Source organism: bacterium Unc6, assembly GCA_013626165.1.
GTDB classification, from domain to species: domain Bacteria; phylum Omnitrophota; class Gorgyraeia; order Velesiimonadales; family Velesiimonadaceae; genus Velesiimonas; species Velesiimonas alkalicola.
On the sequence record NDHX01000013.1, the window covers coordinates 13240 to 30691 of the forward strand.

19 protein-coding genes and 1 tRNA gene are annotated in these 17452 nt (G+C 36.0%); all 20 read left to right on the forward strand.

Going from position 1 to position 17452, the window contains the following annotated elements; all coding sequences use genetic code 11:
• Window positions 1-117: 117 nt before the first annotated feature.
• The gene (locus tag B9J78_06035; GenBank protein ID MBA2124470.1) at window positions 118-1683 is read left to right on the forward strand and encodes an apolipoprotein N-acyltransferase; all 1566 of its coding nucleotides are present in this window, start codon (window positions 118-120) and stop codon (window positions 1681-1683) included.
• Window positions 1684-1802: 119 nt separating this feature from the next.
• Complete coding sequence (locus B9J78_06040; protein ID MBA2124471.1) at window positions 1803-2984, forward strand: inosine 5-monophosphate dehydrogenase; 1182 nt, start codon at window positions 1803-1805, stop codon at window positions 2982-2984.
• A 1-nt stretch (window position 2985) separates the two neighbouring features.
• Window positions 2986-4749, forward strand: a complete 1764-nt coding sequence (locus B9J78_06045; GenBank protein MBA2124472.1) for an aspartate--tRNA ligase — start codon at window positions 2986-2988, stop codon at window positions 4747-4749.
• A gap of 1 nt (window position 4750) precedes the next feature.
• A complete protein-coding gene (locus tag B9J78_06050) occupies window positions 4751-5800 on the forward strand; it encodes a site-specific DNA-methyltransferase (GenBank protein ID MBA2124473.1) in 1050 nt (349 codons plus the stop codon).
• Window positions 5801-5895: 95 nt separating this feature from the next.
• Window positions 5896-6126, forward strand: coding sequence for a hypothetical protein (locus B9J78_06055; protein ID MBA2124474.1), 231 nt, complete (start codon window positions 5896-5898; stop codon window positions 6124-6126).
• A 208-nt stretch (window positions 6127-6334) separates the two neighbouring features.
• Complete coding sequence (locus B9J78_06060; GenBank protein ID MBA2124475.1) at window positions 6335-7282, forward strand: hypothetical protein; 948 nt, start codon at window positions 6335-6337, stop codon at window positions 7280-7282.
• Between the two features lie 108 nt (window positions 7283-7390).
• Window positions 7391-7837, forward strand: coding sequence for an rRNA maturation RNase YbeY (locus tag B9J78_06065; protein ID MBA2124476.1), 447 nt, complete (start codon window positions 7391-7393; stop codon window positions 7835-7837).
• Between the two features lie 196 nt (window positions 7838-8033).
• Window positions 8034-8183 (forward strand): hypothetical protein, encoded by a 150-nt coding sequence (locus tag B9J78_06070; protein ID MBA2124477.1) that lies wholly within the window; start codon window positions 8034-8036, stop codon window positions 8181-8183.
• A gap of 139 nt (window positions 8184-8322) precedes the next feature.
• The gene (locus B9J78_06075) at window positions 8323-8505 is read left to right on the forward strand and encodes a hypothetical protein (GenBank protein MBA2124478.1); all 183 of its coding nucleotides are present in this window, start codon (window positions 8323-8325) and stop codon (window positions 8503-8505) included.
• A gap of 33 nt (window positions 8506-8538) precedes the next feature.
• On the forward strand, window positions 8539-9285 hold the full coding sequence (locus B9J78_06080) for a DNA repair protein RecO (GenBank protein ID MBA2124479.1): 747 nt from the start codon (window positions 8539-8541) through the stop codon (window positions 9283-9285).
• A gap of 56 nt (window positions 9286-9341) precedes the next feature.
• Window positions 9342-10625, forward strand: a complete 1284-nt coding sequence (locus tag B9J78_06085) for a glycine--tRNA ligase (protein ID MBA2124480.1) — start codon at window positions 9342-9344, stop codon at window positions 10623-10625.
• A 136-nt stretch (window positions 10626-10761) separates the two neighbouring features.
• On the forward strand, window positions 10762-13503 hold the full coding sequence (locus tag B9J78_06090) for a pyruvate, phosphate dikinase (protein MBA2124481.1): 2742 nt from the start codon (window positions 10762-10764) through the stop codon (window positions 13501-13503).
• Between the two features lie 237 nt (window positions 13504-13740).
• Window positions 13741-13815, forward strand: a tRNA-Arg gene (locus tag B9J78_06095).
• Between the two features lie 424 nt (window positions 13816-14239).
• A complete protein-coding gene (locus B9J78_06100) occupies window positions 14240-14449 on the forward strand; it encodes a hypothetical protein (protein MBA2124482.1) in 210 nt (69 codons plus the stop codon).
• Complete coding sequence (locus tag B9J78_06105) at window positions 14442-14657, forward strand: hypothetical protein (protein MBA2124483.1); 216 nt, start codon at window positions 14442-14444, stop codon at window positions 14655-14657. The genes B9J78_06100 and B9J78_06105 overlap by 8 nt, the downstream gene beginning before the upstream one ends.
• Window positions 14648-15055, forward strand: a complete 408-nt coding sequence (locus tag B9J78_06110; GenBank protein MBA2124484.1) for a hypothetical protein — start codon at window positions 14648-14650, stop codon at window positions 15053-15055. Before B9J78_06105 ends, B9J78_06110 begins: the two co-directional genes overlap by 10 nt.
• A gap of 9 nt (window positions 15056-15064) precedes the next feature.
• Window positions 15065-15424, forward strand: a complete 360-nt coding sequence (locus B9J78_06115) for a hypothetical protein (protein MBA2124485.1) — start codon at window positions 15065-15067, stop codon at window positions 15422-15424.
• On the forward strand, window positions 15408-16616 hold the full coding sequence (locus B9J78_06120; GenBank protein MBA2124486.1) for a hypothetical protein: 1209 nt from the start codon (window positions 15408-15410) through the stop codon (window positions 16614-16616). Before B9J78_06115 ends, B9J78_06120 begins: the two co-directional genes overlap by 17 nt.
• 110 nt (window positions 16617-16726) lie before the next feature.
• Window positions 16727-17041 (forward strand): hypothetical protein, encoded by a 315-nt coding sequence (locus B9J78_06125; GenBank protein ID MBA2124487.1) that lies wholly within the window; start codon window positions 16727-16729, stop codon window positions 17039-17041.
• The gene (locus B9J78_06130; GenBank protein MBA2124488.1) at window positions 17007-17288 is read left to right on the forward strand and encodes a hypothetical protein; all 282 of its coding nucleotides are present in this window, start codon (window positions 17007-17009) and stop codon (window positions 17286-17288) included. Before B9J78_06125 ends, B9J78_06130 begins: the two co-directional genes overlap by 35 nt.
• Window positions 17289-17452 lie beyond the last annotated feature (164 nt).

Consider the following 17452-nt stretch of genomic DNA (forward strand, 5'->3'; position numbering starts at 1 on the left):
GATTTGTATTTTCGGGTACCCTCTGGGTGTGGTGTCGAGGTGCTGAGGGAGTTAGAGGTCTCAGGCTTTAAAAAATAATACAATATAAAGTTATGCATTTTATGAAAGTATTTTCTTATTCTCAACCATTGGAGGAAACATCTTAATGTGAAGACAATTGTTTTTATTTTAACAGGAATATTGCTTTCGCTTTCTTTCCCAAGGCCTGGTTTTTTTTCTGTTGCATGGTTTTCTTTTGTTCCTGTATTTTTTCTTCTTTATAATGCTTCAAAAAAACAGGCATTTTATCTTGGGTTTGTTTTTGGACTTTCTTTTTTTCTTTGGACAATAAGATGGCTTGCCTGGGTAACATTTGCAGGCTATATACTTTTATGCATCTACCTTGCTTTTTATTTTGCAGTTTTTACATTTATTTTTAAGTTTCTGTCAGAAGCAAAAATCCCTTTCCCTTTGTTTTTTATAAGTGTTCCATCTTTATGGGTTTTACTTGAAAAAGTCCGAGACACCACCTTGTTTGGCGGATTTGGATGGGCGCAAGTGGCGTATTCACAAGCACCGTTCTTACCGATTATACAGATTGCAAGTCTTACTGGAACAGCAGGAATAAACTTTTTAATAATAGCATGTAATTTTGCCGTTGCCTTATTATTAAGGTCGGCTTTCTATAAAGATATAAAAATAAAAAATGTAGCATTTTCAACTTTTTTTTCATTTTTTTTGTTTGTTTTGGTTTTTACATATGGTTATATTTCCCTTAAAAAAGAAATTAAAAAAGGTGAGGTATTAAGGGTCGGCGCTATCCAGGGCAATATTCCTCAGGAACAAAAATGGGACCCTTCTGCAAGAGAACTTATTCTTGAAAAATATTCTCTTTTAACAAAACTTGCATCTTTTGATTTACCAGACTGTATTATTTGGCCTGAGGCAGCAACACCTGGATTTTATAATCAGGATTTCATATGGGAAAAGATTGAACAGCTTGCACAGGACACGAAATCATGGCTATTGATAGGAACCCTTCGCCAAACAGATACCTTAACATATAACAGCGCAATTCTTGTAAATCCTGATGCGCAAATTACATCTTATTACGATAAGATACACCTTGTTCCCTTTGGTGAATATTTGCCCGGTGAAAAGATATTTCCTATATTCAGAAAAATTATTCCTCATGGACAGATAATAGGAAATTTTACAAAAGGGAAAGATATCAAGATTATGCACATAGGCAAAAGAGGTGAACCACAGGGCTCTATTCCTGCGGGTGTTTTTATATGTTTTGAAAACACCAACTCTTCTCTTGTATCTAAGTTTGTAAAAAAAGGCGCTATGCTTCTAATAAATATTACAAATGAAGCATGGTTCAGAGATTCCGGACAACAGTATCAGCATGCCCAGATGTCAGTATTTCGTGCCATAGAAAATAGAAGACCTGTTTTAAGAGTGGCAAATACAGGTCTTACCTGTCTTATAGATGAGCAGGGAAAAATTGTAAAAGAGCTCTCAGATGAAAAAGGGAAACAGATTGATGTTACAGGAATAATGATAGCAGACATACACATACCGGAAAAACAAACACTGACCTTTTATACAATGTATGGAAATGTATTTGTATGGTTTTGCACAACTATGGTTTTCTTGACTGCATTTACATCTGTCTGTTATAATAATAAAAGCAGGTGACTGGTGCTTTCCGTTCCCAACTTTCATGAGAGCAAGTTTCACGAGGAGAAGTCTGGTGACTTGTGCACTTGTGCACTTGTGCTCTGGTGACTGGTGCTTTAATGCGGGTGGAGGGAAAAATGGAAGTATTTATAGGATGCGAAAGAAAAGCAAGATGCTGCTATGGATTTGATGAGGTGGCGCTTGTCCCGGGGGAAATTACAATAAATCCAAACGAGGTTGATACTTCATGGGAGATTGGTGGAAAGAGATTTAAGGTGCCTATAATTGCAGCGGCAATGGATGGGGTTGTTGATGTAAGATTTGCTATTGCTATGGGTAGGGTAGGGGGGCTTGCAGTTTTAAATCTTGATGGCATCCAGACAAGGTATGAAGAGCCTGATGAGATACTGGATAAAATTGCAAAAGCCACTCCACAACAGGCAACAGAACTGGTACAGGAAATATATATAGAACCTATAAAAGAAAACCTTATATCAAAAAGAATTGAACAGATAAAAAAAGAAAATCTTCCTGCAATTGTAAGCACTATCCCTCAGAATGCAGAAAGGTTTGGAGCAATTGCACAAGAGGCAGGAGTTGATTTTTTTATTGTTCAGTCAACTGTTACAACACCAAAACATTTGTCATCTGAATATAAAGCACTTAATTTTACTGATTTTTGTAAGAAAATGAAGTGTCCTGTTATTATCGGAAACTGTGTAACATATGAAACCGCACTGGCGCTGATAAAAACAGGTCCTGCCGGATTATTGGTTGGAATAGGCCCAGGTGCAGCCTGTACCACAAGAGGAGTTCTTGGGATTGGTGTGCCTCAGGTAACTGCAACCTGTGATTGTGCGTCAGCAAGGGATTTCTATTATAAGAAAACAGGTCATTATGTCCCGATAATAACAGATGGCGGAATGAGAACAGGCGGAGATATATGCAAGGCGTTCGCATCGGGTGCAGATGCTGTAATGGTAGGTTCTGCATTCGCAAGAGCAAAAGAATCGCCTGGCAAAGGCTTTCACTGGGGCATGGCAACATCTCACTCAAATCTTCCCAGAGGAACAAGAGTCCAGGTTGGAACAACCGGCACATTAGAAGAAATATTATTTGGACCTGCAAGATTAGATGATGGTTCACAGAATCTTATGGGAGCGCTACAAACAAGTATGGGAAATGTTGGTGCAAGGAATATAAAAGAGTTTCAACTTACACAGATAATTATCGCACCTTCTATACAAACAGAAGGCAAAGTATTCCAGCAGGTTCAAAGGGTTGGGATGGGGAACATAAAAGAGGACGAAAAATTCTAAAATGAAACGGACACACACTTGTGCAGATATTAATGAAAGAAATGTTGAAACTGAGGTATGCCTTGCAGGATGGGTTAATTCAAGAAGAGACCATGGCGGACTTTTATTTATAGATTTACGGGACAGAAGCGGTATTATTCAACTTGTAATCAATCCGAAACAAAATAAAATTGCAGAAGGTTTAAGGAATGAATATGTTGTATATGTAAAGGGCAGTGTCCAGAAAAGACCGCCCGGGACAGAAAATCCAAAAATCCTGACAGGGAATATTGAAATAAATGTAAAGGAATTAAAGATATTAAATGATTCTCAAATACTTCCGTTTGAAATTTCAGATAATTTAAATGTATCAGAGGATTTAAGACTTCAATACAGGTTTCTTGATTTAAGAAGACCCTGTATGCAAAAAAAGATTATAACAAGACACAAGATTGTTCAGTATATAAGAAAATATCTTGAAAAAAAAGGTTTCATAGAAATAGAAACACCAATTCTTACCCTCTCAACACCGGAAGGTGCAAGGGATTATCTTGTTCCAAGCAGGGTTAATCCGGGAAAATTTTATGCGCTTCCTCAATCTCCCCAATTGTTTAAACAAATTTTAATGGTTTCAGGATTTGAAAAATATTATCAGATTGCAAGGTGTTTCAGGGATGAGGATTTAAGAGCAGACAGGCAGCCCGAATTTACACAGATTGATATGGAGATGTCTTTTGTAGATGAAAATGATGTAATGAATATGACAGAGGAACTCTTAAGAGAAATATTTTCAAAGGTTAGCAATATTAATCTCCCTGAGCCTTTTCCAATAATAAGCTACAAAGATGCGATGGAAAGATTTGGAACAGATAAACCTGATTTGAGGTTTAAATATGAGATTAAAAACTTAACGGATATTCTAAAAGATACAGAGTTTAAGGTTTTTAAAACTATTGTAGATGTAAAGGGAAGCATAAGGGCAATATGTGTTAAATGCGATTTATCAAGATCCCAGATAGATGAAATTACGCAAGCTGCGAAGGGATTTGGTGCAAGTGGACTTGTTTGGTTTAAGATAAAACAGGAGCAGATTGAATCTCCTGTGGTAAAGTTTCTTAAAGAAGAATCTTTGAAAAAAATAATTGAGTTGTTTGACGCAAAACAGGGAGATATGATTTTTGTAATGGCAGGTAAAGAACCGGATGTTCTTCACTGGATTGGAAGGCTCAGGTGCTATATTGCAGAAAAGATTGGAATAATTCCAGAAGGGATATTTAAACCGGTCTGGGTTACAGAGTCTCCGATGTTTTTTTACAACACAGAAGAAAGAAGGTGGGAGGCAGAACACCATCCATTTACAGCACCAAAAGAAGAAGATATTGCACTTCTTGACAAAGAACCTTCAAAGGTAAGATCAAGGGCATATGATGTAATTATAAATGGTTTAGAAGTAGGAGGAGGAAGTATAAGAATTCATAACAGGGATTTACAGGAAAAGATATTTAGACTTCTTGGTATAGATAAAGAAACGGCAAGATTGAGGTTTGGATTTTTACTTAATGCATTTGCATATGGCGCACCGCCACATGGCGGCATTGCGCCGGGGCTTGACAGATTGGTTCGTCTTATAACAGGTGATGACAACATAAGAGAGGTAATTGCATTTCCAAAAACACAAAAAGCAATATGTCTTATGACAGAAGCACCATCGGAAGTATCTCAAGGGCAGTTAAAGGAATTGCATATAAATATAGTAGACAGTTATATGAAATTCGGCTCGGATTGATATGAAAGTGAAAGAGAACCAAAATTTGAATTTGTTTCCAGATTTAGACCTTATTGAAAAAGGCAAAAGTAAGGGGAGAACCACCGAAGGACTTGAACGGTTAGACCTTCATGGAGAATTACAAAAAAAGATATTACCATTATGCAGGTTAAAGTATGGAGATGTGTGGGAGGACTCAGTTAATGGACATAAGGTAGGCGTATTGGATGCAACAAATCTGGAAGATGTAAGAAAAATAATGGGCGTGGAAAAAGCAAAGTTAGTTGTAAATGACCCACCCTATAATGTGCCGGTGGGAAATGCAAATACAAACGCTCTCTTTAAAATAAATATAGGAGAATATTTAAGGTTTTCAGAAAAATGGGTGCGAAATGCAATTTTAGTGATGGATAAAAATGCTCATTTTTATGTTTGGTTAGGTGCAGATTACAAAGACAATCTTCAACCTCTTCCTGATTTTATTATTTTAATAAGAGAATTCAAGGAGTTGAAACCTAAAAATTTCATTACCATGAGAAACCAAAGAGGATATGGAACGCAAAAAAACTGGATGTGGGTTAGACAGGAACTCCTTTATTATGTTAAGGGCAATCCCGATTTTAATGTAGAAGCTGAATATACAGATATTCCTAAAATATTAAGGGGATACTATAAAGAAATTAATGGAAGAATTACAGAAAATTTAGAACGAAGCAAATCGAAGTATATAAGAGCTGGCAATGTGTGGGTAGATATTCAGCAAGTATTTTATAGGATGGAAGAAAATGTCCCCGGTTGTTATACCCAGAAACCTTTGAAAGCAATAGAGAGAATAATTTTATCAGCAACGGATGAAAAAGATTTAGTTGTAGACTTCTTTGCCCATTCTGGAACTACCTTGATCGCTGGGGAGCAATTGAAAAGAAAAGTATATACATTTGATATTGACCCTATATTTACTGAGATTACGATAAGGAGATTAGAGCATTTTAGGAGGACAGGGAAAACTGGATGGCAATGGCAAAATCCTTTTCCTGAAATCGAAGATAAGGTTCTTTCGCAACAGAAATGAAAAATAGGGGTTAAAAAACAAACCAATGTTATGCAAAAAGAAAAGTATCGTTTTTACCAAGATTGTAGGTGGATGCGTTATAAAAGAGGAGGCTTATGAAAAACATTGTTTATTTACTGGTGCTTTGTTTTGCAATAACCGGCTGCGCAGGATATAAAGTAAGAATTATAGGAGAGGAAATAGAAAGAAAAGATCAGAATATTACAACTGGAAACAGGGGAGTTGTTGTTGGAAGTCCTGCGCTTCTTGAACAACCTGTATCAAAGAAAGATATAAGATATGAAATAAGGATAGAGGAATATCCGAAGGGTCACATAAAAAAATAACCTTATAAAAAGACTGTTGATAAAGATATAGAAGGAAACAGAGGATATATCTATATCAAATAGAAGATTCAAAGGTTAAAATGTTTTAAGTATTTTAGGTGTAGAAGGTTAAAGGGCCATTGACATCTTATTTGTAATGACATTTGACATTTGATATTTGACATTTCTATGCTGCCTTATTTGTTAGGAAATTGAGTCTAATTAACTTATGCCTGAATCTACAATCCCTATAACATCAATAGATGAACTTCGCGGTATTCTCGGAACTTATGACGAGAACATAAGAATTGTTGAAAAAAATACTGGTTCAAAAATTCTTATAAAAGATTATAATCTTATAATTCAAGGGGATGAAAAATCTGTTGAGTCTGCAAGGAAAATAATTGTAGATTTAAAAAATAAATTTAAGTTAAATGGTTTTATAAAAAAAGACGATGTTGTAGAAAATACAAGACACAGAAGTGTTATAGACCTGCAGAAAAAAGATGAACGATGGGCAGTACATGTTGCATCAAAAAAACAGGTGATATATCCCAAAAGCGAGGGACAAAGACAGTATGTGGCCACAATGAGGGATTATGATATTGTGTTCTGTATAGGGCCTGCGGGAACAGGCAAAACATATCTTGCTATGGCAATGGCAATTGAATATCTCTCAATGGAAAAAGTAAGTAGAATAATACTTGTGCGTCCTGCAATAGAGGCAACGGGGGAAAGCCTGGGATTTTTACCCGGTGATATATCTGAAAAAGTAGGTCCATATCTAAGACCGCTTTACGATGCTCTTTATGATATGGTTGACCCTGAAAAGATACAAAGATACATAGAAAGTGGTGCGATAGAAATGGCGCCTCTTGCATATATGAGGGGAAGAACACTAAATGATGCATTTGTTATACTTGATGAGGCACAGAATGCCACCCCTGAACAAATAAAGATGTGCCTGACAAGGATGGGTTTTGAGTGCAAGATAATTATTACAGGAGACATAACTCAAAGCGACCTTCCGGGGGGTAAGGCAACAGGGTTGCTGAAATCAGAACCTATATTAAAAAATATTGGAGGAATAAAATTTATCCGTCTTACAATTGATGATGTTGTAAGACATGAACTTGTACAGAAAATAATATCCGCATACCAGACAGATCAGAAATGAAGGATTTTTGGCAAACAAAATCAAATATTAAAAAACGGGGAGCCCAATTCACAATTGTCGAATTTTTTACAAAAACACTTATAGGTGCTCTACACGGGAGAATAAAATATGCAGACACGGACGGTAAAAGGACAAAGGATATATATACAGAAAAGGGTGAAACAAAAAATATCGGCACAACTGATAAAAAAGACAGCACAACAGACCCTTGATTTATTTAATAAAAAAAATTGTTCTTTAACAATAGTGATATGTTCTAAAAATACAATACAGAAATACAATAAAATATACAGACAGGAAAATAATCCGACTGATGTGCTTGCTTTTGAATTTGAAAAACATAAAAAAGAAAATTACCTAGGAGATATACTTGTATGTTCCGAAATTGCATCAGAAACTTCAAAAAGACTAAAAATTTCGTTTGAGAAAGAAATATCCAGATATATAATACACGGCATACTTCATCTTATTGGTTTTAGCGATAAAGATAAAAAATCAAGAAAAAAGATGAGGTATTATGAATATAAAATATTAAAACTTACTCAGGATTTATGAAACCTACCAGAACAATAGTGGATAGTTTTAATGCGGCAATAGAGAAGATAGTTTATGTTCTAAAAACCCAAGAAGAATATGAGATTGCATTTTATTGTTGCGGTGGTCATTATAATAATTGCCTTGCTTATACTTGAAAATAAAAGTGATATTATGATTTTAGGTCTTACGGTTTCTTTGGTTATAATTTGCAGAGATTTTTAACATTGCGATTGAACTTATAATAAACACAGTAACAGACAAATTTCGTCCTGTAATCAAAATGATAAAAGATGTTGTTGCAGGCGGTGTTTTGATATCGGCATTAAATGCGCTATTGATTGGTTATATAATCTTTGTCAGATAACCGTTTGTTGAGAAGTTGACAGATAGTATGAACAGGTTAAGACATTCGGACTGGCGTGATGCGCTTATTACGCTTATTTTATTAGCAGCAACAATATATATAAAGACGATATTTCAGAAAAAAACTCCTCTTAGGGGGGGTGCCAAGCGGACATTCTGCACTGACTTTTGCCATATGGACAGCAGCTTCATTCGTTTCAAATAACAGGTTTATAATTGTTTCAACATTTATTCTTGCATTTCTTATCGCACAAAACAGAATATCAAAAGGATGTATGCTGTATGGGAAGTTATTATCAGTGCTTCAACCGGAGCCACGATAACAACATTGGTATTCCAAATATTCTAGAAATAGTATGGATAGAATTAAAAAAGCAACAGGAATTGTTATAAAATATTATCCTTTTAAAGAAACAAGCAGGATTGCAACAATATTAACAAAAGAATCCGGTAAAATAAGAGCAGTTGCAAAGGGGTATCACAGAAAAAAGTCAAATTTTGGAAGCACCCTTGAACCATTAACCTGCATAAACTTTGTTTTTTATGAAAACCCAAAAAAAGATTATTTTCTCATTTCACAGGCTGATATTATAAAAAGATATGAGAATATAAGAAACAATTATGAAAAACTAATCTGTGGAAGTATTATACTGGATATGACAGATAAGGCTCTACATCTTGGACAGGGCGGATTTTATGATATTACAAACAATACGATTTTATCTCTTGAGAAATATAATAATTTGTTTGGAATATGTGTCGGCTATCAGATAAAACTTTTGTCCTTGTGCGGATTTGCGCCAAAACTTAAAAATTGTATAAGATGCGGTAAAACCACCGAAGTAAAGGCAGGATTTAGTCCTGCTGGCGGAGGAACAGTATGTGAAAATTGCCTCTCTTATTTTAAGGATATTATCTATGTGCCAGTTGGCGCATTTGCACTTCTTAATAGCCTTTTGAGAATGGATTATCAGCAGATACAAAGGATAAAGGTTCACTGGACATTGCAAAGATTTGCATTGAATATAATTGAAAGGTTCTGGCTTTTCCATTTTGAAAATCTTCCTAAAATGTGGAATGAAACCGTCAAAATAATTTCATAAGAAAAGATTTTTTAAGGTTAATAAAAAAGGATCAAAAAGTGGAACAGAACGACATTATGGAGAAAATAGTCTCCCTTTGTAAGAGAAGGGGTTTTATATTTCCCGGGAGCCAGATATACGGAGGACTAAGCGGCACATGGGATTTTGGGCCTCTTGGGGTTGAGTTGAAAAAAAACATAAAAAAATCATGGTGGAGAGCACTTGTATATCAGAGGGATGATATCGTAGGGCTTGATACAAGTATAATTATGAATCCATCTGTATGGGAGGCATCTGGACATATACAGGGATTTTCAGACCTGCTTGTTGATTGCAAAGAATGTAAAAAGAGATTTAGAGAGGATATAGTAAAACAAACCTGTCCGGAATGTAAAGGGGCACTTACCCAATCTAAACAATTCAACCTTATGTTTAAAACATTTGTAGGTTCTGTTGAAGATTCTACATCAACCGTATACCTTAGACCGGAAACAGCACAGGGTATCTTTGTGAATTTTAAAAATATTTTAACCACATCCAGAAAAAAACTCCCTTTTGGCATTGCACAGTATGGAAAAGCGTTTAGAAATGAAATAACCATAGGCAATTTTATATTTCGTTCAAGGGAGTTTGAACAGATGGAATTAGAGTTTTTTGTACAACCCGGTGAAGCTCAGAGGTGGCATCAATACTGGATACAGGAAAGGCTTTTATGGTATCAAAGGTTGGGCATAAAAAAAGAGCATTTAATGGTAAGGCAACATGAAAAAAAAGAACTTGCACACTACGCAAAAGATTGTTATGACATAGAATATTTTTTTCCGATGGGGCCAAGTGAATTAGAGGGAATTGCGAACAGAACAGATTTTGACCTTCGCCAACATTCAAAGATAAGCGGAAATGATTTGAGTCTTCTTGATGAAAAGACAAACACCAAATTTTTCCCATATGTTATAGAACCCTCAGGCGGTGTAGACAGAGCATTGCTTGCTTTTCTTATAGATGCCTATTCGGAAGAAATTGTAAGAGGAGAAAAACGTGTAGTTTTAAGGCTTCATCCCAGTCTTGCTCCGGTCAAGGTGGCAATACTTCCACTGTTAAGAAATCGCCCTGATATTGTTGAACTTGCAAAAAATATTAAAAATATTTTCCCAGGCAATTACTATGTGGTCTATGATGATACGGGTTCTATCGGAAGATTATATAGAAGGCAGGATGAGATAGGAACACCGTATTGTGTAACAGTAGATGTTCAATCATTAGAAGATAAAAAAATTACAGTAAGAGATAGAGATACAATGCAACAGGAAAGAATACATATTGAAAACTTAAAAGAGTATTTAGATAAAAAGCTTGAATGAATGTTAGATAAAGAAATAGTAGGTAGTAGATAGTAGGTAGGAGGTAGGGAAGAAATAGTTTTTCCTGTCTCCTGTCTCCTGTCTGCTGTATCCTCCTGATTGGCGAAGAGGATAAAGAAATAGGAAGGAGTTAGGTATGGCAAAATATGTTTATTTTTTTGGCAATGGTAAAGCAGAGGGAAGGAAAGATATGAAATCTCTTCTTGGTGGGAAAGGTGCAAACCTTGCAGAGATGACACATATAGGGGTTCCTGTTCCTCCAGGTTTTACAATTACAACAGAGGTTTGTAATCTATATTTTACAAGTAATGGAAAACTACCCTCAGATGTAGATATTGAAATGGAACAAAACTTAAAAAAACTTGAAGAGGTATCTTCATATAAGTTTGCAAGTATAGACAATCCGCTTCTTGTGTCTGTTCGTTCAGGTGCAAAGTTTTCTATGCCTGGTATGATGGATACAATCTTAAATTTGGGATTAAACGATAAAACAGTTTTAGGTCTTGTAAAAAAGACAAACAATGAAAGGTTTGCATGGGATTGCTATAGAAGATTCGTGCAAATGTTTGGAAATGTCGTTCTTGATATAGATAAAAATGTGTTTGAGACTATACTGCATGGGAAAAAAGAAAAAAAGAATATTACATCTGATACCGAACTAAACGCACAGGACTTAAAAGGACTTGTTGAAGAATATAAGAAAAAATTAAAAGAACTGGGGAAAACATTTCCTCAGGATGCCATGGAACAGTTAAAAATGGCAAGAGGTGCTGTATTTAAGTCCTGGGACAACGAAAGAGCAGTATTTTATAGGAAACAGTATAAGATACCGCATAATATCGGAACAGCAGTAAATGTACAGATGATGGTTTTCGGAAATATGGGCGAGACATCTGCAACCGGTGTAGGTTTTACAAGAGATCCATCCACGGGTCAAAAAGAGTTTTTTGGAGAATTTCTCACAAATGCGCAAGGCGAAGATGTTGTAGCGGGAATAAGAACACCAAGGAATATATCGGAAATGAAGGCGTTGATGCCAGATGTCTACAACCAGCTGATTGAAATAACCCAGAAACTTGAGAAGCACTACAGGGATGTTCAAGATTTTGAGTTCACAGTTCAAGAAAATAGACTTTATATGCTTCAAACCAGAAATGGCAAAAGAACAGGCGCAGCGGCAATAAAAATTGCAGTTGAAATGGTTCATGAGGGACTTATAACAAAAGAAGAGGCAGTGTTACGGGTTGAACCGGAACAGCTTGACCAGCTTCTTCATCCAAGGATAGATGTAAAGGCAAAACCAAAAGTCATTGCCAAAGGGTTGAATGCATCTCCCGGTGCAGCAGTCGGAAAGGTATATTTTACAGCAGAAGACGCTGTAAATGCGGCAAAATCAGGAGAAAAAGTTCTTCTTGTAAGAAATGAGACCTGCCCTGACGATATAGAGGGTGTTGCCCGTTCTCAGGGGGTATTAACAGCAACAGGCGGAGCAACAAGCCATGCAGTTATTGTCTCAAGACAGATGGGAAAACCCTGTGTTGCAGGCTGTTCAGCTGTTCGTATAAATGAAAAACAAGGCACAATGGCAATAGGTAATATAAAAATTAAAAAGGGTGATTATGTGGCAATTGATGGCTCAACAGGCGAGGTAATGCTCGGTAATGTTCCGACAATAAAACCGGATATAAAAGAGTTGGCAAAGTCAGAATATGGTGAGCTGATACAGTGGGCAGATCAAATAAGAAAACTTGAAGTAAGGGCAAATGCAGATATACCAAGAGATGCTATTATAGCAAGAGCAAATGGCGCAGAAGGTATCGGACTTTGCAGAACAGAGCATATGTTTTTTGCCCCGGAAAGACTTCCTCTGATGCAGGAGATGATACTTGCAAAAGATGAAAGTTCAAGAAAGATGTCTCTTCAAAAACTTTTGCCTATGCAAAGAGAAGACTTTATAGAGCTTTTTGAGACAATGAAAGGATTTCCTGTAACAATAAGATTGTTGGACCCTCCGCTTCATGAATTTTTACCGAAAAGAGAAGAGATTATAACCTCTTTAGCAGAATTAAAATGCGGGAAAGATGTAACACCTGAAACGATAAGAAATCTAAAAACACAGTTAAGGGTTGATAAAATTATAAAAATCCCTGACACCGATATTGAAGGCAACATAAAGCAATTGGAGGCACTTCTTCATAGAGTAGAAGAACTGCACGAATTCAATCCGATGCTTGGATTAAGAGGATGCAGGCTCGGTATAGTTATGCCGGAGATTACACAGATGCAGGCACAGGCAATATTTGAGGCAGCAGCAGCCGTTATAAAGTCAGGAAGCAGTGTTCACCCTGAGGTAATGGTTCCACTTGTAGGGCATGTTCAGGAATTTATCCACCAGAAGGCAATAATTACAAAGGCTGCAGAAGAGGTGATGAAAGAACATCAGATCAAAATTGAATATTTGATTGGAACAATGATAGAGGTTCCAAGGGCTGCACTCACCTCTGATGCAATTGCTAAGGAGGCTGAATTTTTCAGTTTCGGGACAAATGATCTTACACAAATGACATTCGGTTTTTCAAGAGATGACTCCGGGAAATTCCTTCCATACTACATCGGACAGGGAATTCTTACATCCGATCCGTTTGTTTCATTAGACCAAACAGGTGTGGGTCAGCTTGTAAAAATGGGAGTTAGCAAAGGAAGAAGTGTAAGACCGACACTTAAGTGTGGAATATGTGGAGAACACGGAGGCGAGGGTTCAAGCGTTGAATTCTGCCACAGGGCGGGTCTTGACTATGTAAGTTGTTCACCTTACAGAGTTCCTCTGGCAAGGCTTGCAGCAGCGCATGGGGTATTAAAAGAAAAGAAAGAACAATAGAGTCTGTTGCAGTGGAAACAATACAAAACTATTTCAGAAAGAGAAAGACAGTCTTTTATCTTACGATTTGGAATTGAAAATAGAATCCCAAAAACACTTACTGAGAAGTAACAAAAACATTCAGGATAAGCAAAGAAATGATAAGACAGATTGAAAAGTCTGCACTTAAGAAGATAGGAAAGATTTTAGAACTTGAAGAAGAAATTTTAAAAGTTAAAGAAGGTGCATAAACCATATGCCCCAATAGCTCAGTCCGGATAGAGCACAGGTTTCCTAAACCTGGTGCCGAAGGTTCAAATCCTTCTTGGGGCACATATACCCTGTTATTAATTTGTCAAGATGTTAAACTTTTAATTTTTTAAAATGTTAAACATTGCTATTATAACAAGACAGAATAATTCTTACCTTTGATAAGAATTTTGCTGAATTGGTATTCAAGTAGACAGCACAAGTAAGGGGTGTTATTCTCTTAAGATTCGCACCAAAATCGCCAGAATTTATAGTCTTTAAAATAAAAAGTTTGTTAATAGGTCTCTTAGTAGAATTAGAAAAGAATTTCGTTGTCGTGGAAGAAAATAGAGTAAGGTCGCGGAAAATATAATGAAAATAGGAATCAGTGTTAAACAGATGACAAAAGTGACAAAGATGACAGGCACAGTGAACCTTATCGGCGAGTAAAGATTATTCTTAAACATAATTAAAAAACTCTTATTGATGAAGAGATAAATATATCCAAATGGAACAGAGTATCTCACAAAAGATAATCAGAAACACTATTTTTAACACAATTGGAAGTTTCTGGGGAATATTAGTCGGTTTATTCTTAACTCCCTATATTATCGGTCATATTGGTATTGAAAGGTTTGGCATCTGGGCAATGGTGGCTGTGCTCACCGGTTATTTTGGTTTATTGGATTTTGGAGTTGGAGGTGAATCAAATGGATAAGAATTTTGAGTGGTTTTTGAAGGCAGATTTGACGAAGTATGCTGGAAAGTATGTAGCCATTGCGGAGAAAAAAGTAGTCCTTTCTGGTATGGACCCTGGTAAAGTTTATGAAAAAGCGAAGAGGAAATATCCTAAAAAGGAAGTTGTTCTTTGGAAAGTTCCGGTAGGCGATGCTTTTATTTTTTACAGGAAAGAGAGATGCCCATAGAATTTAAATACCGCAGGGAGCGTTCTTCCAAGGGGACGTTTATTTTTCGGCCAGTAGCCAAAGTAATTTTGAAAGGGGAAAATGGCCGTCAAGTGGTTGAATATATGTACATCGATTCTGGAGCAGATTTTACGGTAATTCCCTATCAGCTTGGACTGTATCTTGGATTAAAGACAAAGAGAGAACATATAGATGAAGTTCAAGGATTAAATGGAGTCGTAAGTGTGATTTATACTAAGGTGAATTTGACTATCGGGAAAGAGAGTTTCCCTGCAAAGATTGCTTGGGCACAAATTGAGCAGGTACCTCTCCTATTAGGAAGAACAGATATTTTTGACAAGTTTGAGATAACTTTTATTCAGTCAAAACAGAAGATTCTATTTGAATGGACAAAATGAGGGAAGGATATGCTGCAACCAGAACAGAGTATCTCACAGAAGATAATCAGAAATACGAAATTTAATATCTTAGGAAGTTTCTGGGGAATATTAGTTGCTTTATTCTTAACTCCCTATATTATCGGTCATATTGGTATTGAAAGGTTTGGCATCTGGGCAATGGTGGCTGTGCTCACCGGTTATTTTGGTTTGCTTGATTTTGGCATCGGAACTTCTTTTGTAAAATATATCGCGGAATATTATACCAAAAAAGATTATAAAAGCATAAATCAGATTGTCAATACTGGTTGTATTTTTTATTCAATATTTGCCATATTGATTTTTACCTTAACCTTTTTTATTATTAAACCCCCTGCTCGATTTGTTTAATATCCCACCGGAATTATACAGTGAAGCCTGGTTTGTCTTTCTACTCGGGATTATCATCTTTGCCATCTCCAGTGCCTTAAGCGCTTTTGGAGCAATTCAAGGTGGCTTGCAGCGAATGGATATTACTAACAAAATAGCCATAGCCCTCTCTATACCTATGATTATTGGAACAATCTTCTTTTTGGAGAGGGGCTATGGACTACCAGGACTAATGGTCAACAATGCCATTATCCTTGTCATAACCAGCATAATCAACATCATCATCGCCTTTAAAATATTGCCCCAGTTAAAATTTAATCCTTTATTGTTCAGTAAAGAAATGTTTAAGAAATTATTTGGGTTTGGGTATAAGTTGCAAGTTGTTAAATTAGGTAGTTTAGCCGGCCCACAAACTGATAAGTTATTGATTACATATTTCTTGAGTTTAGGATTAGTAACTTTCTATCAATTAGGTAGTGCAATTGTTGAAAAAGCGAAAGGATTAATTTTACTGATTACTTCCGCTCTGTTGCCAGCGGTTTCAGAGCTCAATGCTAATAGAGAAATAAGTAAAATAAAATTGCTATACCTTAAGAGTATAAAATATGTTATGTTAATCGCTTTACCTTTAAGTTTTTTCCTTGTAATAAATGCCCGCTTAATTATTTTAACCTGGATGAATCAGGATTTTGAAAAGGCAGCATTGTCTCTGCAGATTTTAACCATTGCGTTCTTTATAAATATTTTAACCGGACCGGGAGCGGTAATAGCTGCAGGAATAGGAAAACCAGAATATCAGATGAGAGTTGCTATAATGGTTTTCCTTTTAAATTTACCACTAAGCATTATTCTCATTGTTGTATATGGTTTTGTGGGAGTTTTGATAGGCACAGCGTTATCTTATACCATTAGTGGTATTTATTTTATTAACCTGATAAATAAGGAGTTGAAAACATCTTTTTGCGAATCTTTTAAGCATATTGTTTTGCCCTTTCTTGCTTGTTTGATGGCCGGTTTTTTCAACTGTATGTTAATTCATTTTATAATCCCTTTCGGTATTTTCCACGGACGTTTGCTCAACTTTAGCATTCTGTGCCTTACTGCCTCCATCTTTGGAATCATTTTTATTACGGTTTTACTACTAAACAAATACTTTGATGAAGAAGATTTGTTCTTGCTGAAGAAAAGTATAATTACGGAAGAGAAGATTTAAATCTGTTCGCCAGAGTATTGACAAACCTTAATCCTGTACCTAAAAACAAAAAAAATTACAACAATCATTTTTTACTTGACAGAAGCATATTTTTTTGATATACTATATTTATGAAAATAGTACCTGAACCGATTTTCTTTGAATGGGATAAGGGCAACATTGATAAAAACTTAATCAAACATAAAGTAACAAACAGAGAAACCGAAGAAGTTTTTAAAAACGATCCGAAATTTATTTTCGGGGATGAAAAACATTCACAGAAAGAGAAAAGGTATGGTCTTTATGGCAAAACAAAAACAGAGAGATTGCTCTTCGTGGTGTTCACTATTACGAAAGACAAGGTCAGGGTGATATCAGCACGAAATATGAGCAAAAAAGAAAGGAGAGTGTATGAAGAAAAAATTAAAGCCTATCCCGAGGTTTAAAAATGAGGATGAAGAAAGGAAGTTCTGGGCAAAACATGATTCAACCGACTACTTTGACCTAACTAAAGCCGAACCCGTTATTTTTCCGAATCTGAAACCCACTACAGAATCTATCTCATTAAGAATGCCCGGGTATCTGCTGTCAAGAATAAGAGCGCTCGCAACATCCCAGGGCGTTCCTTATCAATCTTTGATTAAAATATTTCTTGCAGATAGGGTAAAACAGGAACTGCGTTCAACCAGGTAAATTTATCAGCATTGTAAAATGAAAGAAATGGTCAGAACAAAAATTGTTAGAAATGATTTTGACTTTGGCTGGAAAACGGGAATAAACCTGTCAATAGTAGAGATGGCTTTAAAAGTTTAAAACCTCACGATTATGGAACAGAGTATCTCACAAAAGATAATCAG